The organism is Pseudoclavibacter sp. RFBI5, assembly GCF_002931395.1.
Taxonomy (GTDB): domain Bacteria; phylum Actinomycetota; class Actinomycetes; order Actinomycetales; family Microbacteriaceae; genus Pseudoclavibacter.
In genome coordinates this window covers 206278-223243 of record NZ_PSYA01000003.1, presented here as the reverse complement: position 1 = coordinate 223243, position 16966 = coordinate 206278, and the positions used below count along the sequence as shown (strand labels likewise).

General features: G+C 67.7%; 14 protein-coding genes. 7 read left to right on the top strand and 7 right to left on the bottom strand.

The features are described from left to right. Positions 1–191: 191 nt before the first annotated feature. Positions 192–1661 carry an NAD-dependent succinate-semialdehyde dehydrogenase gene (locus C5E06_RS02900; protein WP_104242822.1) on the bottom strand — a complete coding sequence of 490 codons (1470 nt, stop codon included), beginning with the start codon at positions 1659–1661 and terminating at the stop codon, positions 192–194. A 153-nt stretch (positions 1662–1814) separates the two neighbouring features. Next, positions 1815–2849, bottom strand: coding sequence for an LLM class flavin-dependent oxidoreductase (locus tag C5E06_RS02895; protein WP_104305930.1), 1035 nt, complete (start codon positions 2847–2849; stop codon positions 1815–1817). A 341-nt stretch (positions 2850–3190) separates the two neighbouring features. On the opposite strand from C5E06_RS02895, the gene C5E06_RS02890 reads away from it, so the two are divergent. Continuing rightward, a complete protein-coding gene (locus tag C5E06_RS02890) occupies positions 3191–3856 on the top strand; it encodes a GntR family transcriptional regulator (protein ID WP_181059744.1) in 666 nt (221 codons plus the stop codon). Here C5E06_RS02890 and C5E06_RS02885 read toward each other — a convergent pair. After that, positions 3853–4791 carry an NAD(P)/FAD-dependent oxidoreductase gene (locus tag C5E06_RS02885; RefSeq protein WP_104305929.1) on the bottom strand — a complete coding sequence of 313 codons (939 nt, stop codon included), beginning with the start codon at positions 4789–4791 and terminating at the stop codon, positions 3853–3855. The genes C5E06_RS02890 and C5E06_RS02885 overlap by 4 nt on opposite strands. A 58-nt stretch (positions 4792–4849) precedes the next feature. Between C5E06_RS02885 and C5E06_RS02880 the strand changes: the two genes are divergently transcribed. The 3 genes from C5E06_RS02880 to C5E06_RS02870 all read left to right on the top strand — a co-directional run bounded on the left by C5E06_RS02880 (position 4850) and on the right by C5E06_RS02870 (position 8932). Beyond that, the gene (locus tag C5E06_RS02880) at positions 4850–5491 is read left to right on the top strand and encodes a helix-turn-helix domain-containing protein (protein WP_104305928.1); all 642 of its coding nucleotides are present in this window, start codon (positions 4850–4852) and stop codon (positions 5489–5491) included. Between the two features lie 166 nt (positions 5492–5657). Then, positions 5658–6434, top strand: coding sequence for an HAD family phosphatase (locus C5E06_RS02875; protein ID WP_104242832.1), 777 nt, complete (start codon positions 5658–5660; stop codon positions 6432–6434). Then, the gene (locus tag C5E06_RS02870) at positions 6431–8932 is read left to right on the top strand and encodes a glycoside hydrolase family 65 protein (protein WP_104305927.1); all 2502 of its coding nucleotides are present in this window, start codon (positions 6431–6433) and stop codon (positions 8930–8932) included. Before C5E06_RS02875 ends, C5E06_RS02870 begins: the two co-directional genes overlap by 4 nt. Positions 8933–9084: 152 nt before the next feature. Here the strand turns inward: C5E06_RS02870 and C5E06_RS02865 are convergent, their stop codons facing one another. After that, positions 9085–9894 (bottom strand): endonuclease domain-containing protein, encoded by an 810-nt coding sequence (locus C5E06_RS02865; RefSeq protein ID WP_104305926.1) that lies wholly within the window; start codon positions 9892–9894, stop codon positions 9085–9087. Between the two features lie 228 nt (positions 9895–10122). Then, positions 10123–10965: a CPBP family intramembrane glutamic endopeptidase gene (locus tag C5E06_RS02860; RefSeq protein WP_104242837.1), complete on the bottom strand. Its 843-nt coding sequence runs from the start codon at positions 10963–10965 to the stop codon at positions 10123–10125. Between the two features lie 461 nt (positions 10966–11426). On the opposite strand from C5E06_RS02860, the gene C5E06_RS02855 reads away from it, so the two are divergent. The 3 genes from C5E06_RS02855 to C5E06_RS02845 are packed head-to-tail and all read left to right on the top strand — an operon-like array spanning position 11427 to position 14609. Continuing rightward, complete coding sequence (locus tag C5E06_RS02855; protein ID WP_104242839.1) at positions 11427–12695, top strand: glycine betaine/L-proline ABC transporter ATP-binding protein; 1269 nt, start codon at positions 11427–11429, stop codon at positions 12693–12695. Beyond that, positions 12692–13669 carry a proline/glycine betaine ABC transporter permease gene (locus C5E06_RS02850; protein WP_104242840.1) on the top strand — a complete coding sequence of 326 codons (978 nt, stop codon included), beginning with the start codon at positions 12692–12694 and terminating at the stop codon, positions 13667–13669. The genes C5E06_RS02855 and C5E06_RS02850 overlap by 4 nt, the downstream gene beginning before the upstream one ends. Positions 13670–13712: 43 nt before the next feature. Next, positions 13713–14609 (top strand): glycine betaine ABC transporter substrate-binding protein, encoded by an 897-nt coding sequence (locus tag C5E06_RS02845; protein ID WP_104242842.1) that lies wholly within the window; start codon positions 13713–13715, stop codon positions 14607–14609. Positions 14610–14729: 120 nt separating this feature from the next. Here the strand turns inward: C5E06_RS02845 and C5E06_RS02840 are convergent, their stop codons facing one another. Together C5E06_RS02840 and C5E06_RS02835 are read right to left on the bottom strand one after the other, a co-directional pair. Next, positions 14730–15401 carry an HAD family phosphatase gene (locus tag C5E06_RS02840; RefSeq protein WP_104242844.1) on the bottom strand — a complete coding sequence of 224 codons (672 nt, stop codon included), beginning with the start codon at positions 15399–15401 and terminating at the stop codon, positions 14730–14732. Further along, entirely contained in the window at positions 15398–16834 is a 1437-nt protein-coding gene (locus tag C5E06_RS02835; protein ID WP_104305925.1) for a GH1 family beta-glucosidase, read from the bottom strand. Before C5E06_RS02835 ends, C5E06_RS02840 begins: the two co-directional genes overlap by 4 nt. Positions 16835–16966: the final 132 nt, after the last annotated feature.

The window sequence follows — 16966 nt, the reverse complement described above, 5'->3', positions numbered from 1 at the left end:
CAGTAGGAATGTGGACAAGTCCGTCTCCTTTGACGAGGGCGCCGACGAGAGCGCTGACGAGGACGCTGACGAGCGCGTTGTTTGGGTGAGCGCGGGGGTGGGGCAGACGGCAGACGGCAGACGGCAGACGAAGATCCCGCCGCCAGCTCTGGGCTGGCGACGGGATCTGCGTGCTGCGTGCTGCGTGCTGCTTACGCGTAGGGGTTCGGCGTGAGCGTGTACTTCGTGTACAGGTACTCCTCGATGCCCTCGAAGCCGCCCTCGCGTCCGATGCCGGACATCTTGACGCCGCCGAACGGCGCCGCCGCGTTGGAGAGCACGCCGATGTTGAGGCCCATCATGCCCGTCTCGATGCGGTCGATGAGGCGCTGGCCGCGCTTGAGGTCCTCCGTGAAGACGTAGGAGACGAGGCCGTACTCGGTGTCGTTGGCGAGGCGGATCGCCTCTTCCTCGTCGGCGAACGTCGTGATGGAGAGCACCGGTCCGAAGATCTCCTCGCGGAAGATGTCGCTCGACGATGGGGTGCGGTTGAGCACGGTCGGCTCGTAGAAGGAGCCGTCGCCCTCCACGCGCTTGCCTCCGTGCAGGAGCTCAGCCCCCGCCGCCACTGCGGAGTCGACCAGCGAGGCGACCTTGTCGACGGCCTTGTCCTCGACCAGTGGGCCGATGATGACGCCGTCTTCGGTGCCGCGGCCGATCTTGAACGCGGCGACCTTCTCGGTGACCCGACGCGCGAACTCGTCCGCGACATCCGTGTGCACGAGGATGCGGTTCGCAGCCGTGCAGGCCTGTCCGATGTTGCGGAACTTCGCCGCGATGACACCCTCGACGGCCTTGTCGAGGTCAGCGTCCTCGAACACGACGAACGGGGCGTTTCCGCCGAGCTCCATGGATGTGCGGAGCACGTTCTTCGTGGCCTCCTTCATGAGGCCCTGGCCGACGCCGGTCGACCCGGTGAACGAGATCTTGCGCAGGCGCGAGTCGGCGATGATCGGGGAGGAGACCGCGGCGGTGCTGCGGGTCGTGATGACGTTGACGACGCCCTTGGGCAGGCCAGCCTCTTCGAGGATCTTCACGAAGTAGAGGGTCGTGAGCGGCGTGAGCGACGCCGGCTTCACGACCGAGGTGCAGCCTGCGGCGATCGCGGGCGCGATCTTGCGAGTCGCCATGGCGAGGGGGAAGTTCCACGGCGTGATGAGGAACGCGGGACCGACGGGGTGCTTCGAGACGATCATGCGTCCCGTTCCCTCTGGCTGCGTGCCGTAGCGGCCGTGCACGCGGACGGCCTCCTCGCTGAACCAGCGCAGGAATTCGCCGCCGTAGGTGACCTCGCCCTGCGCCTCAGCAAGGGGCTTGCCCATCTCGAGGGTCATGATGAGCGCCATCTCGTCGCGGCGCTCCTGCAGGATGTCGAACGCGCGTCGGAGTATCTCCCCGCGCTCGCGCGGTGCCATCCGGGCGAAGTCCTCCTGCGCGGCGACGGCGGCGTCGAGCGCCTGGATGCCCTGCTCTGGGTTCGCGTTGGCGATGTGCTTGAGCGGCTTGCCCGTCGACGGGTCGTTGACCGCGAACGGCTCATCCGCGCCGTCGACCCACTCGCCGCCGATGAACAGCTGGCCGGGGACCTTCGCAAGCAGTTCCGCTTCGTTGGGGTACGTCATTGTGCAAACTCCTCGGTTGTTGGCGAGCTCGCGCTTCCCGGGCCCCGAGTCTCGGGCGCGGTGGCGATGGATGCTCCAACGCTACTCGGGCGGGCTGGGCGCTTCACGAGCATTTCGCCCAGCCCGGGGAGCCGAGGTAGTGCATCCGCACAATCAGGCCAGCAGGTCCCTGACCATCGGGATGACCTTCGTGCCGTACAGCTCGATCGCCCTCATGCTGTGCTCGTGAGGCAGCGTGCCTGCGCTGTACTTGAGGTCGAAGCGCTGCAGGCCGAGCACCTTGACCGTGGCGGCGATCTTGCGCGCGACGGTCTCTGGCGAGCCGACGTAGAGCGCCCCGCGCTCGCCGGCTTCCTGCTCGTACTGCGCGTACTGCATGGGCGACCAGCCGCGCTCCTTGCCGATGCGCATCATCATGGTGCGGTAGTTCAGCCAGTGCTCTTCACGCGCCTGCTCGTCGGTGTCCGCGATGTGGCCAGGCGAGTGCGCGCCGATCGGGCCGTTCGGGTGGCCGAACTGCTCGTTGGCCTGCCGGTAGAGCTTCGCGAACGGCGCGAAGCGCGCTGATTCGCCGCCGATGATCGCGAGCATGAGCGGCATCGAGTACTGAGCGGCCCGCACGACGGACTGGGGCGTGCCCCCGACGGCGGCCCACGTGCGCAGGCGGCCCTCCTCGAGCTGCGGATGCACGGTGACGTCGTTGAGCGCACCCCGGACGGTTCCGCTCCAGCTGACGGGCCCACCCGCCGCGATCTTCATGAAGAGGTCGAGCTTCTCGTCGAAGAGCACCTCGTAGTCCTGGAGGTTCAGCCCGAAGAGCGGGAACGACTCGGTGAACGAGCCCCGCCCGAGCATGACCTCTGCACGCCCGCTCGAGATGGCGTCGACGGTGGAGAACCGCTGGAAGACCCGCACGGGGTCATCGGAGCTGAGGACCGTGACCGCGCTGCCAAGACGGATGCGCTCGGTGCGGGCCGCGATCGCGGCGAGCACGGTCTCTGGCGTGGAGATCGCGAAGTCGTCTCGGTGGTGCTCGCCGACGGCGAAGGCGTCGATGCCGACCTGTTCAGCCAGGACGCCTTCCTCGACGACGTCGCGGATGACCTGCGCGTGCGAGCGCGGGGTGCCGTCGAGGTCGTTGGTCGCGTCTCCGAAGGTGTTGAGGCCGAACTCGATCGTGCCGGTCATGGCAGCTCCATCCATTTCAATGCGTTTACATGAACTCTAGTCGCAAGAAAAAGCGCCGCCCCGGGGGAACACGGCATCCCCGAGGCGGCGCAGCTTGTGGTCGAGTGCAACGGCGGGCAACGCGGGGCCAAGGGCGGCGTTCCATGCAATCGAATGAAGTTCGATGATCGTGCCAAAAATGCCATGGCGCGTCAACTCAGGCACCCCTCCCCGCGCAGAATGATCACGTTTCGCGGTTCACTTGTCGGTGGCCAGCAGATGCACGCGAAACCGTATATCGTCGCCCGTATCCCCCACCCGAATAGCCCACCCGAGACACCGAGAGGCCGAGCATGACAGGCGTGGCGGAGACCCTTGACCCGAGCCCCTCCGGCAAGACCCAATTGGCCTACGAGTTCATCGAGCAGCGGATCTCGGACGGCACCTTCGCCCCGGGCCACCGACTTGTCCTCGGCGCGATCGCAGGCAAGATCGGCGTCAGCACGCTCCCTGTGCGCGAGGCTCTCCGAATGCTGGAGGCGGAAGGCGCAGTCACCTACGAGCGCTACGTCGGCGCGCACGTGACCGGACTCGAGCCGGAGCGCTACTGGCAGGCCCTGGAATCACTTGCCATCCTCGACGGCTACGCGACCGCGAGCGCCGCCCGTCACCTCACGGAGGACGTGCTCAGCGAGGCCCGCAGCGCGAACGCCGAGATGGGTCGGATGCTCGTCGATCCCGACGACCCGACGTGGCTGCATTCGAGATTCCACCACCTCCTCTTCCGACGGAGCCCGAACACGTATCTCGTGGACCTCGTCGAGCGAACCTGGCGACACCTCGACCGCCTGAGATCCTCGGCGCCGGAATCCGACATCCGCATCACGCCCGCCACGATCGCCGAGCACGACCACCTCCTCTCCCTCCTCGAGATCGGGGCGCCGAGCAGCGTGATCGAGCAGGCGGTCCGCGACCACCACCGGGGGACGTCGCGAGCTCACACGAGCGAGGTGCCCGAGACGGCCTAGACCCTGCCTGCTCCTGCGATCTCGTCCATGAGCAGAGCGAGGGCGATGTCACCGCCGGCCGCTGCACCCTGGCCAATCGAGACCGGCACGTTGGCGCGAGGGTCCCCCGCGTTGCCGACGACCCAGACCCTGGACTCGGGATGCTCTGGGCCGCGGACATCCACACCGTCGAGCATCCCGGTCAGCGGCACGAAGCTCGGGTTCGTGAAGATCGCCTCGAGCTCGAGCTCTCTGCCGTCAGCGAGACGGACTCCGCGAAGCCGTCCGTCGACACCTGCGAGCACCTCGTCGACCCCGGAGCGCTCGATCCTCACTCCGCGGGCGACGAGTGAGCGCGCCTCCGCCTCACCGAGCGCGAAGGAGCCGTTCACGAGGAGCACGAGGTCGCCGCTCCACTGCCGAAGCATGTGCGCCTTCAGATCCGAGTGCTCGCCGTTGGCAAGAACGGCGATGGGTCGATCGCGGTGCTCGTAGCCGTCACAGAAGGGGCAGGCGTAGACGCCTCGCCCCCAGAGGGCGCGGAGTCCCGGCACGTTGGGCAGCTCGTCACGGAGGCCCGTCGCCACGACGACCGCTCGTGCCCGGAAGCCCCGTCCATCCTTGATCATCACCTGCACGCGTGCGCCATCCTCGCCCCCGACAGAGGTGACGCTCGCCACTTCAGCCTCGGCGAAGACACCCTCGTGGGCTTCGACCTCGGCGCGACCCAACCGCCGCAGCTCACCGGGCGCGAGACCCTCGTGGCCGAGGACGCCGTGCATGTGGTCGGTGAATCGATTGCGGGGAACTCCGTGGTCCAGCACGAGCACCCGCCTGCGCCCCCGCGTGAGCATGAGCGCAGTGCTCAGACCGGCGGGGCCGGCGCCGATCACGATCGTGTCCCAGAGCAGGTTCTCGTTCTCTGCCGCGTGCTGCGGCGCATCCAGTTGTGTCATGGGTCGAGTCTCCGGCGGGACTCTCGTGTTTCGCAACCGAGTTTGCTAGTTTCGCAACATGACGGATGCAGCAACGACGGATGCAGCGACAAGCGATCCAGACAGCCTTGACGACCCGACCACCGGAATCACCGAGGCGCTCAGCCGCGTCGCGCCCCGACTCCGAGAGATCAGACAGGCCCGCGGCATGACGCTCAGCGAAGTCGCCGAGGAGACGAGCCTCAGCGTCAGCACCCTCTCGCGGCTCGAATCAGGCGGCAGACGCCCCTCCCTCGACGTGCTCCTGCCGCTCGCGCGCTGCTACCGCGTGCCGCTCGACGACCTCGTGGGCGCACCCTCGACCGGCGACCCGCGCATCCACCCCAAGCCCGTGAAGCGCGGCGATCGCGTCTACCTCGCGCTCTCCCGCGCCACGGACGGCATGCAGGCCTTCAAGGTGCTCGTCGCGCCGCAGAAGCCCTCAGAACGAGACAAGCCGGTCACCCTGCGCGTGCACGAAGGCACCGAATGGTGCTACGTCCTCGCCGGAAGACTGCGCCTGCAGCTCGACGACGACGTCACGATCCTCGAACCAGGCGAAGCCGCGGAATTCGACACGACGCGCCCCCACTCCATGACCAACGACGGCGACACGACGCTCGAGATCCTCTCGCTCTTCAGCCGGCAGGCCGAGCGCAGCCACATCCACGAAGCCGGCTGAACGGATCGTCCGAATATCGGCGCACCGAATACCCGGGAACCCCTACGATATTGAACATCGCGGTGGGGCTCTGCGGTGCGTATCGAGGGCGGAGCGCACCGGGGAATTCCGCCGTGCACCATAGAACGGCGTCACGGCGCCACCCAACGATGCAAGGTTGGATGCAATGATCGCTCCTCGTCTCCGAGACGTGACACAGCTCACCAGTTCAAAGGCCATACTCTTCGACCTCGACGGCGTCATAACGCCAACCGCCGAGGTGCACATGCGCGCATGGGCGCGGCTCTTCACCGACTACCTCGCAGCCAAGGGCGCCGGTCCCGCATACACCGACGACGACTACCTCCGCTACGTCGACGGCAAGCCCCGCTACGACGGAGTCCGCTCGTTCCTCGCCTCCCGCGGCATCACGCTCGAGGACGGCACGCCCGAGGACTCCCCGGAGCTCGAGACCGTCTGCGGCCTCGGAAACCGCAAGAACGACACCTTCAACGCGGAGCTCGCAGAGACCGGCGTACAGGCCTACCCGGGGTCGCTCGAGTTCCTCGACGCCGCCGTCCGGCACGGCCTCCGCGTCGCCGTCGTCTCCAGCTCCCGCAACGCCGTCCCCGTGCTCACCGCGGCCGGGCTGCTCGACCGCTTCGAGACCGTCGTCGACGGCCTCGTCGCCGCCGAGAACGGCATCGCCGGCAAGCCGGCCCCAGACACCTACCTGTACGCAGCGCAGCTCCTCGGACTCACCGCCGCCGAATGCGTGGTCGTCGAAGACGCCCACTCCGGCGTCCAAGCCGGCCGCGACGGCGACTTCGGCCTCGTCATCGGCGTCTCCCGAGAAGCGAGCCACGAAGAGCTCATGTCCTCAGGCGCGGACACCGTCGTCGACGACCTCGCCGAACTCGTGCCGGTGTTCCCGCACTCAGACCTCAAGGAAGATCACGCATGAACCTCTCCACGGAAGACCCCCTGGACCGCCACCGGTTCCCGCTCGACGAGTGGGCGCTGGTCGAGCACGAATTCGACGCCAACTCGCAGGGCCTCGTCGAGACGCTCTTCGCGACCGGCAACGGCTACCTCGGCATGCGCGGCAACCTCGAGGAGAGCCGCGACGGGTATATGTACGGGACCTTCATCAACGGCTTCCACGAGACGTGGCCCATCCGCCACGCGGAGGACGCGTTCGGGTTCGCCCAGGTCGGCCAGACGATCGTCAACGTGCCGGACGCGAAGATCATCCGCCTCTTCGTCGACGACGAGCCCCTCGTCATCAGCGAGGCAGACCTGCTCTCCTACTCGCGCGTCCTCAGCTTCAAGGACGGCATCCTGACGCGCGAGCTCGACTGGCGCACGCCCTCCGGCAAGCACGTGCGCATCCGCTCGCACCGCCTCGTCTCCTTCACGGACCGCCACTACGTCCTCCTCGACTACGAGGTCGAGATGGTCGACCGCGGCGCATCCATCCTCCTCTCGAGCCAGATCATCAACCGCCAGGACGGCGGCGACGAGTTCCAGCGCGGCAAGAAGGAGACCGAGGTCGCCTTCGACCCGCGCAAGGCGGAGTCGTTCACCGACCGGGTGCTCCAGTCCCGCATCGCGCGCGAAGAGGGCCTGCGCTCGATGCTCGCCTACCGCACCACCCATTCGGGCATGACGATCGCCGTCGCGGCCGACCACGACATCATCACCGACAACGAGTGGGACGCCACCACGCGCGTCGACGCCGACTTCGCCGAGACCGCCTTCCGCGTTCGCGCCGAGCCCGGTGTCCCCGTGCGCATCATCAAGCACGTGGCCTACCACACGTCCAAGAGCGTCCCCACCCGCGAACTCGCGGACCGCGCCGACCGCACCCTCGACCGCATGCGCGAAGTGCCCGTCGAGGACGTGTACCGCTGGCAGCGCGAATGGCTCGACGACTTCTGGGACCGCAGCGACATCGTCATCCACGGCCACCCCGTGTACCAGCAGGCGACGCGCTGGAACCTGTTCCAGCTCGCCCAGGCAACGGCCCGCACCGACGGCGGCGGTGTCGCAGCGAAGGGCGTCTCGGGCTCCGGATACGGCGGGCACTACTTCTGGGACACCGAGGTCTACGTCCTCCCGTTCCTCAGCTACACGGCGCCGAACGTCGCCCGCAACGCGCTCCGCTTCCGTCACCAGATGCTCGACGCGGCACGCCAGCGCGCGCACGAGATGAACCAGAAGGGCGCCCTCTTCCCGTGGCGCACCATCAACGGCCAGGAGTCCTCCGCCTACTACGCCGCAGGCACGGCGCAGTACCACATCGACGCCGACATCTCCCACGCGCTCGTGCAGTACGTGGCGGCAACCGGTGACGACGAGCTGCTCGCGCAGGGTGCCATCGACATCCTCGTCGAGACCGCGCGTCTCTGGGCCGACCTCGGCTTCTGGCGCACGGGAGGCGACGACCACTTCCACATCCACGGCGTCACCGGCCCAGACGAGTACACGACCGTCGTCAACGACAACCTGTACACGAACGTCATGGCCAAGGCGAACCTGCGGGCGGCGTACGACGCGTGCGAGCGTCTCCGCGAGACCGACCCCGCCTCGTTCGAGCGCCTCACGATGCGCCTCCACCTTGCAGAGGAGGAGCTCGTCGAGTGGGCTGCCGCCGCCGAGGCGATGTTCCTCCCCTTCGACGAGAAGCTCGGCATCCACCCGCAGGACGCGCAGTTCCTCGAGAAGGAGCTGTGGGACCTCGAGAACACGCCCTCATCGCAGCGCCCGCTGCTGCTGCACTTCCACCCGCTCGTCATCTACCGCTTCCAGGTCCTCAAGCAGGCCGACGTGGTGCTGGCGCTGCTCCTGCAGGGCAACGAGTTCACGCCGGAGCAGAAGCGCAAGGACTTCGAGTACTACGACGCCCTCACCACGGGAGACTCGTCGCTCTCCGCGGTCGTCCAGTCGATCATCGCGGCCGAGGTCGGGTACGCGGACCTCGCCGAGCACTACTTCTCGACGGCGCTGTTCGTCGACATCGCGAACCTGCACCACAACACGAGCGACGGCATCCACATCGCGTCAACGGGCGGCATCTGGAGCGCGCTCGTCTACGGCTTCGGCGGCATGCGCGACCACGGGGGCAAGATCACCTTCGACCCGCGCCTCCCCGCCGACTGGCCGCACCTCGAGTTCCGCATCACCCTGCGGGATTCGCGCATCCGCGTCGATCTCGAGCAGGACTCCATGACGTTCACGGCGGAGACCGGCTCGGGCGCCGAGGTGTCCGTGCGCGGACGCCGCGTCGCGGTCGCCCCGGGTGAACCGACGACCGTCAAGCTGGGTGCCGTTGAGGAGCTCGCCGGCTACCCGACGCTGAGCGACATCGAGGGCTCGATCCGCGAGGACGGGTCCGTCATCACAGCCTCGATCCCGACGATCTCCGTCGACCACGCAGTGCTCGACGCCGGTCTCGACTGACGCGAGCCGCGCATCCACGAACGACGACGCCGTCTGCTCCTGCAGGCGGCGTCGTCGTTCTCTCAGCGGCCCGCGCCCCCGCGCCTCGCCGATCGCCGCCCGGCGTTTCGCCCTCCAGTGGGTCCTCCAGAGGGGGATTCGGCTGGCAGCGATCATGGGCGAAGACCTCGCTCCGCGAGGGCGAGGCGGATGCTCTCGAGCAGGCGTCGAGGCGACTTCAGGTCGGCTTCCGTCACCCTGATGACGCGCCATCCGGCCCGCTGCAGTGCCTCCGTGCGCGCCAGATCCATTCGCGCTGAGGCCGCGTCCGTGAAGTGCCCCTCACCCTCGAACTCGATGGCGATCTTCTCGCGCACGTCGGCGAGATCGAGGCGAGCTTGCCCATGTCCGGGCACGACGAGCCTGTGCTGCATGACCGGCTCGGAGAACCCGCCGCCGATGATGAGCAGCCTGAGCTGTGTTTCCTTCGGGAACTCCGATCCTGACCTCGAAAGCTCGAGCGCGGAACGGAGAGTCGCCGCCCCGAGGCGACCCTTCCACTGTCGCGCGGTCATGGTGAGCTCCTCGAGCGTGTGCATCGCGAAGAGCCGGGTTCGACCCGGGTAGTGCTCGAACGACGTGCGGAGTGTATCCGCGAACACCACCGCCTGCGTGAGGGTGAGGCGCGGGGCAAGCTGCGCCAGGAGGGTCGCGGGCGCGAGGGACGGGATGCCCGACGGGCCTGCCAGCACGAACCGCTTGGAATCCAGGCGATATCCGCGAATCAGCTTCCAGGGCAGCGGAAGCCCCCAGCAGCGAGCACCCGAGGCTTCGGCAAGCACTTGGCCGGGCCCGAGGCACGCTCGAACGAAGCTCAGATCGAGGTCACGTGGCGCGAGGGTCCGAGCCGATACCCGGACGCCGTGGTGCGTGGCGACGAGGTCGCTGGCTTCGAGCCGTTTCCTCGGCACAGTGAGCGCCATCGCGGCTGATACGGAGACCCCCTCATCCCTCGTGAGGTCATCGGGCAACGGGCAAGGCAACGGCATGCCGAGAAGATAGAAGCGCACGGCGCTCCGACCGTCAGCTGCGTCTCCGACTGTGGACGAGCGTCTCTCCACAACCCCGCCGCCTCGGGAGTCGGTGGAGCCGTCCACCGCGCACCCGCAGAGGGCGAAACGCCGGGCAGCGATGTACGAGAGGGGCGGGAGCTAGTACAGGAAGATCGGGAGCCAGGCGGGGTGATGGGCGTGGACGATCACGAGGAACACGACGAGGTCGAAGAGCAGGTGCACGCAGATGACGTACGTGAGCGACTTCGTCTTCGTGAAGATCCAGCCCTGGATGAGCGCGAACGGCAGCGTCAGGAGCGGACCCCATGACTGGTAGCCGAGCTCCCACAGGAACGACACGAACACGATCGACTGCAGCGCGTTGGCGACCCAGAACGGGAAGTGGCGGAGCAGGAGCGTGAAGACCGTGCAGATGAAGAAGAGCTCGTCCCAGATGCCGACGAACCCGACGCCGACGAAGAGCCGCCCGATCTCGGATGCCGTCGTGACGGCTGGCCAGTTCTGGTACACGCCGGAGGTGATGAAGTAGAACGGCAGGATGAGCCAGCCCAGGACCAGCACGAGGCAGAGCCAGATCTTCTCTGGTCGCGACCACGGAGTCCCTCGACGCAGCGGGAACCGCACAGCGTGGTCCTTGTAGACCCACCTCGAGATCGCGTAGGGGACGGCGACGGCGAGCGACAGCACGGTGCCCATGACGAAGATGTTGCCCCACGAGATGTCGGCCTTCATCGAGTGGAGGCTGATGATGCCCATGCCGATTCCGACGAGCAGCAGATCGCGCCCGAGGCTCCGGTCCGCGACGAACCCGAGGGCCACCCCTGCGGCGAGCGGAAGGTAGCCGAGGTCGTTCTCCAGGGCGAAGAGGACGGTTGCGCTGCAGACCACCAGCAGGGCGGCGACGAGGTGCAGGAGTCGGGTGCGCGGGGGCGCTTGTTCGGGGGTGCCAGTGACGGGCGGATCCTGCGCTCGTTCGCTCATCCACCCATCCTCGCAGGCCAACTTGGGCGGATGATTGGCCCAGATGGGCCCAACGATGTAACGCTCCGGTAACTATCCCGGTTCGCGCCGCGATCCGCATGAGCGTAGGCGAGACGCCAGATTGACACCCGGCGAATGCACCGACTTTGGCGGAAAATCAGGCCTCTCAGGCGATACCCGGGGAACCCACCTTGCTACCGTTGACTCTCGGAGCAATCGCCGCCACACCGGTTCGGCGCCGCGATTCCCCGCGAAAGACCAACCCAGAGCGCTTTATCCGCTGCCTCAGTTAGGCAATTTTGATCGGCAGCGCGCGCCTGGGGCGACATCCGCGCCCAATCGACATTCTGGCGCTGATCCGCCTGGTACTCCGCCGCCACCGCGACGACCTCCCCCATCGAGGCACCGTCGAGAAGTGCTGCGAGCTTTCGCGTCCGATCCATCTACCGCAGGGAGAACGCGTGAACGACACAGCTGTGTCTGTGAAAGGCCTCACCAAGGTCTTCGGGCGCAAGCCCAAGGAAGCCGCGAAGCGACTGAGCTCCGGAACGCCGAGATCTGAACTCGGCCCTGGAGTCACCGCGGCAGTCATCGACGCCACCTTCGACGTCAAGCAAGGCGAGATCTTCGTCGTCATGGGCCTCTCCGGCTCGGGCAAGTCCACCCTCATCCGGACCCTCAACGGCCTGCTGGAGCCCACCGCCGGCAGCATCGTGATCCACGGCACCGACCTCGCGACGGCCGACGCCGCCGAGGTCCGCAGCGTGCGACAGAACCACGTCTCCATGGTGTTCCAGCACTTCGCGCTCTTCCCGCACCGCACGGTGCTCGAGAACGCCGCCTTCGGCCTCGAGGTCCAGGGTGTCCCCCGCGCAGAGCGGAACGAGCGAGCCCGCAAGGTGCTCGAGCGCGTGAGCCTCGGGCAGTGGGCCGACTCGCTGCCGTCCGAGCTGTCCGGCGGAATGCAGCAGCGCGTCGGCATCGCCCGCGCTCTGACGGCCGAGACCGACATCCTGCTCATGGACGAGGCGTTCAGCGCCCTCGACCCGCTCATCCGTCGCGAAATGCAGGAAGAGCTCGTCGAGCTGCAGGCCGAGCTCGGCAAGACCATCATCTTCATCACGCACGACCTCAACGAGGCCATGTTCCTCGGCGACCGGATCGCAGTCATGCGGGACGGCGCGATCGTGCAGATCGGGACGCCGGAGGAGATCCTCACGGACCCGGCCAACGACTACGTCGCGCAGTTCGTCCAGGATGTGGACCGGGCTCGTGTGCTCACGGCTGGCAGCGTCATGGAACCCGCGCGCGCCGTCGTCCCGCAGAGCGCGGGACCACGCGGTGCGCTTCGCGTCATGCGCGACACGCAGACCGGCGGAGCGTTCATCACGTCAACGGGCCGCAAGCTCGAGGGCGCCGTCATCGACCGCCACGTCATGCGCCTCGTGAAGGACGGCCAGCCCGACCTCGCGAGCGCCATCAAGCGCGACATTGCGATGGTCTCCCCCGAGACGCCGCTCTCCGACCTATTCGAGCTGTCGGTCGACTCGACCCTGCCGATCGCGGTCGTCGACGAGAACCAGCGCCTCCTCGGTGTGGTTCCCCGCGTCACGATCCTCGCCTCGCTCGCCAACGTGCCGAGCACCACGGGCCTGCTCCCGATCATCGACCCCGTCACGAGCGTCAGCCCGGCGGACATCGCAGAGACTCTCGAAGGGAGCCACGCATGATCGCGGCCACCGCACTCACGACCCTGCCGGCCACGTTCCGGCTTCCTCTCGGTGACGGGGCGGAGGCGGTCGTCGACTGGCTGACGAACGCACTCTCCGGCGTCTTCACCGTCATCCGCTCGCTCTTCCAGGGCATGTACGAGGGCGTCTACTGGGTACTCGAGACGCCGCCGTTCTGGGCGATCCTCATCCTGGTCGTCGCGATCGCGTACTTCGCGAAGGGCTGGAAGCTCGCTGTCGGCAGCCTGCTCGGCTTCCTCGTCATCGTCGGCGTCAACCAGTGGGAGAACGCCATGGCGACGCTCGCGCTCGTGCTCGTCGCAAGTGCGCTCGCGATCCTCTTCAGCATCCCGCTCGGCATCTGGGCTGCGAAGTCGGATGCTGCATCGAGCGCCATCAAGCCGGTGCTCGACTTCATGCAGACCATGCCAGCCTTCGTGTACCTGATTCCCGCGCTCATCCTGTTCCGCGTTGGCGTCGTCCCCGGCATCGTGGCGACGATCATCTTCGCCATGGCACCCGGCGTGCGCATGACCGAGCTGGGCATCCGCGGAGTCGACAAGGAAGTGGTCGAGGCCGGCCGCGCGTTCGGCGCGACCCCTGGCCGCATCCTGCGTCAGATCCAGCTGCCGCTCGCGATGCCGTCCATCATGGCCGGCGTCAACCAGGTCATCATGCTCGCCCTGTCGATGGTCGTCATCGCCGGAATGGTCGGCGCTGGCGGTCTCGGCGCGCAGGTCGTGCAGAGCCTCAACCGGATCGACGTGGCCCTCGGCTTCGAGGCGGGCATCTCCGTCGTCATCCTCGCGATGTTCCTCGACCGGGTGACCGCCGCATTCGCCGGGCAGAAGCGTCGTGTGCCGTCGTTCCTCCGCTCCAAGCGCACCCAGAAGCGCGAGGCGGCCGGAGATCTCGAGCAGGTCGACACGAGCTCCACCCCGACTCAGGCGCCGGTCGCGGCCGGCACTGCCTGACCCACAGACCTCAACTCCCCCAACCAGAAACGAAAGGACGCGCATGCGTACCAAGAAACGAATCATCACCGGGATCGCGGCGGCTTCCGCCGCGGCGCTCGCCCTCACCGCATGCTCCGGCGACACCGCCGCTGAGACGCTCGAGAACGGCGACCAGAAGGACATCACGATCGCCGTGTTCAACGGCTGGGACGAGGGCATCGCCGCGTCCGAGCTGTGGAAGGCGATCCTCACCGAGCAGGGCTACGACGTCGAGCTCGAGTACGCGGACCCGGCTCCGGTCTACTCCGGCCTCTCCACGGGCGACTACGACCTGACCCTCGACACGTGGCTGCCGGTCACGCACTCCGACTACGTCGCCGAGTACGGCGACGACATCGTCGACCTGGGCGCGTGGAACGACGAGGCGTCGCTGACCATCGCGGTCAACGAGGACTCCCCGATCACCTCGCTGGAGGAGCTCGCCGGCTCGGCCGACCAGTTCGGCAACACCATCATCGGCATCGAGCCGGGTGCTGGCCTCACGCGCGTCACGCAGGAGGACGTCATTCCCGGCTACGGCCTCGAGGGGATGAACTACCAGACCTCGTCCACCGCTGCGATGCTCACCGAGCTGCAGACGGCGACGAACAACGGCGAGAACATCGTCGTCACGCTGTGGCGCCCGCACTGGGCCTACGACGCGTTCCCCGTGCGTGACCTCGAGGACCCGAAGGGTCTCCTGGGCGACGCCGAGGGCATCCACTCGTACGGCAAGGCCGACATCGTGGAGACGCACCCGACCGCGGCTGCTTGGATCCAGAACTTCAAGATGGACTCCGAGCAGCTCTACTCGCTCGAGAACCTGATGTTCAACGAGAACGAGACGGACGACTACGCGCCGATCGTCGAGCAGTGGATCTCCGAGAACCAGGAGTACGTGGACTCGCTCACGGCGTAGCCCGCACTCCGGTCTCGCGGAGCCCGCGAACCACACGAGCCCACCCCGATCTGTCGGGGTGGGCTCGTCTGCGTTCTCGGCGATATGCAGGATGCTGGCTCGAAGCGGAGCCAGCACCCTTCACGGGCGCTGCTGGCGGTCCCGGATGAGCGCCGGGAGCTCGGCCATGCGCTCGAACGTCTGGGCACCGGCATCTTCGAGCCACGCTCGCGGCGTGAGGCCGCCCGCGAAGCCGTAGGCGTGCATCCCGGCTGCCACCGCTGCCTGCACACCGTACGCGCTGTCCTCGACGACGACGCACGTGGCGGGGTCGACGCCCATGCGGTCGGCGGCGTGGAGGAACAGGTCGGGTGCCGGCTTCCCGTTCTCGACTTCGGTGGCGCTGTAGATGCGCCCCTCGAAGCGCGGGTGAAGCCCGGTGTGCCCCAGCGTCTTGCTGAGCTTCGCGTGGTCTCCGCTCGAGGCGACGCAGCTCGCGAGCCCCAGCTCATCCTGGATGACGGCAAGCGCCTCCGGCAGGCCGTCGACCGCCGTCAGCTCGGTATCGAAGGCACGGAAGAGCGTCTCGCGCTGCAGCGCGAACCACCCCTCCGGCACGGGGCGCCCCAGCCCTTCCTGCAGCTTCCGCTCGAAGGTCGCCTGCGACGTGCCGAGGAATCGGGCGACGTGCTCATCCTGTGTGAGCTGCCAGCCGAGCTCGGCGAGCATCTCCCGCTCGATCCGCACCGCGAGCACCTCACTGTCGACGAGCACCCCGTCGCAGTCGAAGATGACGAGTTCGACCGGGCTCATGCACCTGCCCCTGGGAGGGTGCGCGTGGCGATGAGCTGCTGGTACCAGCGCCCCGAGTCCTTCCAGGTGCGCTCGAGCGTGTCGTAGTCGACGCGGAGGATGCCGAAGCGCATGTTGTAGCCGAACGCCCACTCGAAGTTGTCGAACAGCGACCAGGCGAAGTAGCCGCGGACGTCCGCCCCGGCGTCGATGGCGTCCGCGATGGCGGCGATGTGGTCACGGTAGTAGGCGACACGCTCCGGGTCGTGCACGAGCCCGTCCTCGCTGACGACGTCGGGGAAGGCCGCGCCGTTCTCGGTGACCATGAGCGCCTGCCCCGGGTAGCGCTCGCTGAGCGACATGAGGAGCTCGGTGAGGCCGTCAGGGAAGATGCTCCACCCCATCGACGTGTACGGCGCCCCCTGGTCGACGAAGTCGATGTCGGTGACCCCCACCCAGGGGCTCGCCGCGGACTCTCCGTGGCCGTCGTTGCGCGAGCGCTCCCCCGCGCCCAGGTACTTCTTGACGCGGAACGTCGTGTAGTAGTTCACGCCGAGCACGTCGATGCGCTGGTGGATGAGCTGGGTGTCGCCCGGCAGCACGAACGCCCAGTCGGTCACGTGGCGCGTGTCGTGGATGAGGTCCTCGTCGTAGTGCCCCGAGAGCATGGGGCCGAGGAACACTCGGTTCGCAAGTGCGTCGATCTGGCGGACGGCGTCTCGGTCGGCGGCGGACTCGGGGTCGTCCGGGCGGATGACGTGGAAGTTCAGGGTGACCGAGACCACGGCGTCTTCGCCGACCGCCGCGCGAATGGCCCGTGTGGCGAGGCCGTGCGCGAGGTTGAGGTGGTGGCAGGCTGCGAGCGCCGCGGCTGGCTCGGTGCGCCCAGGTGCGTGGACACCGGAGGCGTAGCCGAGGTAGGCCGTGCAGAACGGCTCGTTGAGGGTGGACCACGTGTGCACGCGGTCGCCGAACTCGGCCGCCATGCGGGCCGCGTACTCCGCGAAGGCGTACGCGGTGTTGCGGTTCGCCCATCCGCCCTCGTCTTCGAGCTCCTGCGGCAGGTCCCAGTGGTAGAGGGTCGCCACGGGCTTCACACCGGCCGCCACGAGCGCGTCAAGGAGCTCGGAGTAGAAGCGGATGCCCTCCTCATTGAACTCGCCGGAGCCGCCGGGCTGCACTCGCGACCAGGAGATCGAGAAGCGGTACGCATCCAGTCCCATCTCCCTGATGGTCTCGACGTCGTCGCGCCACCGGTGGAAGTGGTCGATGGCCACGTCGCCGGTGTCGCCGCCCTCGACCTTGCCAGGCGTGTGCGAGAACGTGTCCCAGATCGACGGGGTCCTCCCGCCTTCTGCCGCACCGCCTTCGATCTGGTAGGAGGCGGTCGCAGAGCCCCAGACGAAATCGTCCGAGAAGACTCGAGGGGAAGATGCCGCGGTTGGTTCAGGCACGATACTCCTTGGCTGAGTGGGACGCGCGTCGTCGCGCACGCCAACTCTAGCGAAGCGGTGGACGGCGGCCGTGGCGTTCACCACTGCCCGCTGTTCACGGAGGAGACCACCCCCAAGCGACGGTGAGATGTC

What these genes read in the sequence shown, in the direction of transcription:
- C5E06_RS02840 (WP_104242844.1), bottom strand. Translation starts at nt 15,401, where the DNA reads ATGAGCCCGGTCGAACTCGTCATCTTCGACTGCGACGGGGTGCTCGTC.
- C5E06_RS02865 (WP_104305926.1), bottom strand. Translation starts at nt 9,894, where the DNA reads ATGGCGCTCACTGTGCCGAGGAAACGGCTCGAAGCCAGCGACCTCGTC.
- C5E06_RS02875 (WP_104242832.1), top strand. Translation starts at nt 5,658, where the DNA reads ATGATCGCTCCTCGTCTCCGAGACGTGACACAGCTCACCAGTTCAAAG.
- C5E06_RS02870 (WP_104305927.1), top strand. Translation starts at nt 6,431, where the DNA reads ATGAACCTCTCCACGGAAGACCCCCTGGACCGCCACCGGTTCCCGCTC.
- C5E06_RS02880 (WP_104305928.1), top strand. Translation starts at nt 4,850, where the DNA reads ATGACGGATGCAGCAACGACGGATGCAGCGACAAGCGATCCAGACAGC.
- C5E06_RS02845 (WP_104242842.1), top strand. Translation starts at nt 13,713, where the DNA reads ATGCGTACCAAGAAACGAATCATCACCGGGATCGCGGCGGCTTCCGCC.
- C5E06_RS02895 (WP_104305930.1), bottom strand. Translation starts at nt 2,849, where the DNA reads ATGACCGGCACGATCGAGTTCGGCCTCAACACCTTCGGAGACGCGACC.
- C5E06_RS02885 (WP_104305929.1), bottom strand. Translation starts at nt 4,791, where the DNA reads ATGACACAACTGGATGCGCCGCAGCACGCGGCAGAGAACGAGAACCTG.
- C5E06_RS02900 (WP_104242822.1), bottom strand. Translation starts at nt 1,661, where the DNA reads ATGACGTACCCCAACGAAGCGGAACTGCTTGCGAAGGTCCCCGGCCAG.
- C5E06_RS02860 (WP_104242837.1), bottom strand. Translation starts at nt 10,965, where the DNA reads ATGAGCGAACGAGCGCAGGATCCGCCCGTCACTGGCACCCCCGAACAA.
- C5E06_RS02850 (WP_104242840.1), top strand. Translation starts at nt 12,692, where the DNA reads ATGATCGCGGCCACCGCACTCACGACCCTGCCGGCCACGTTCCGGCTT.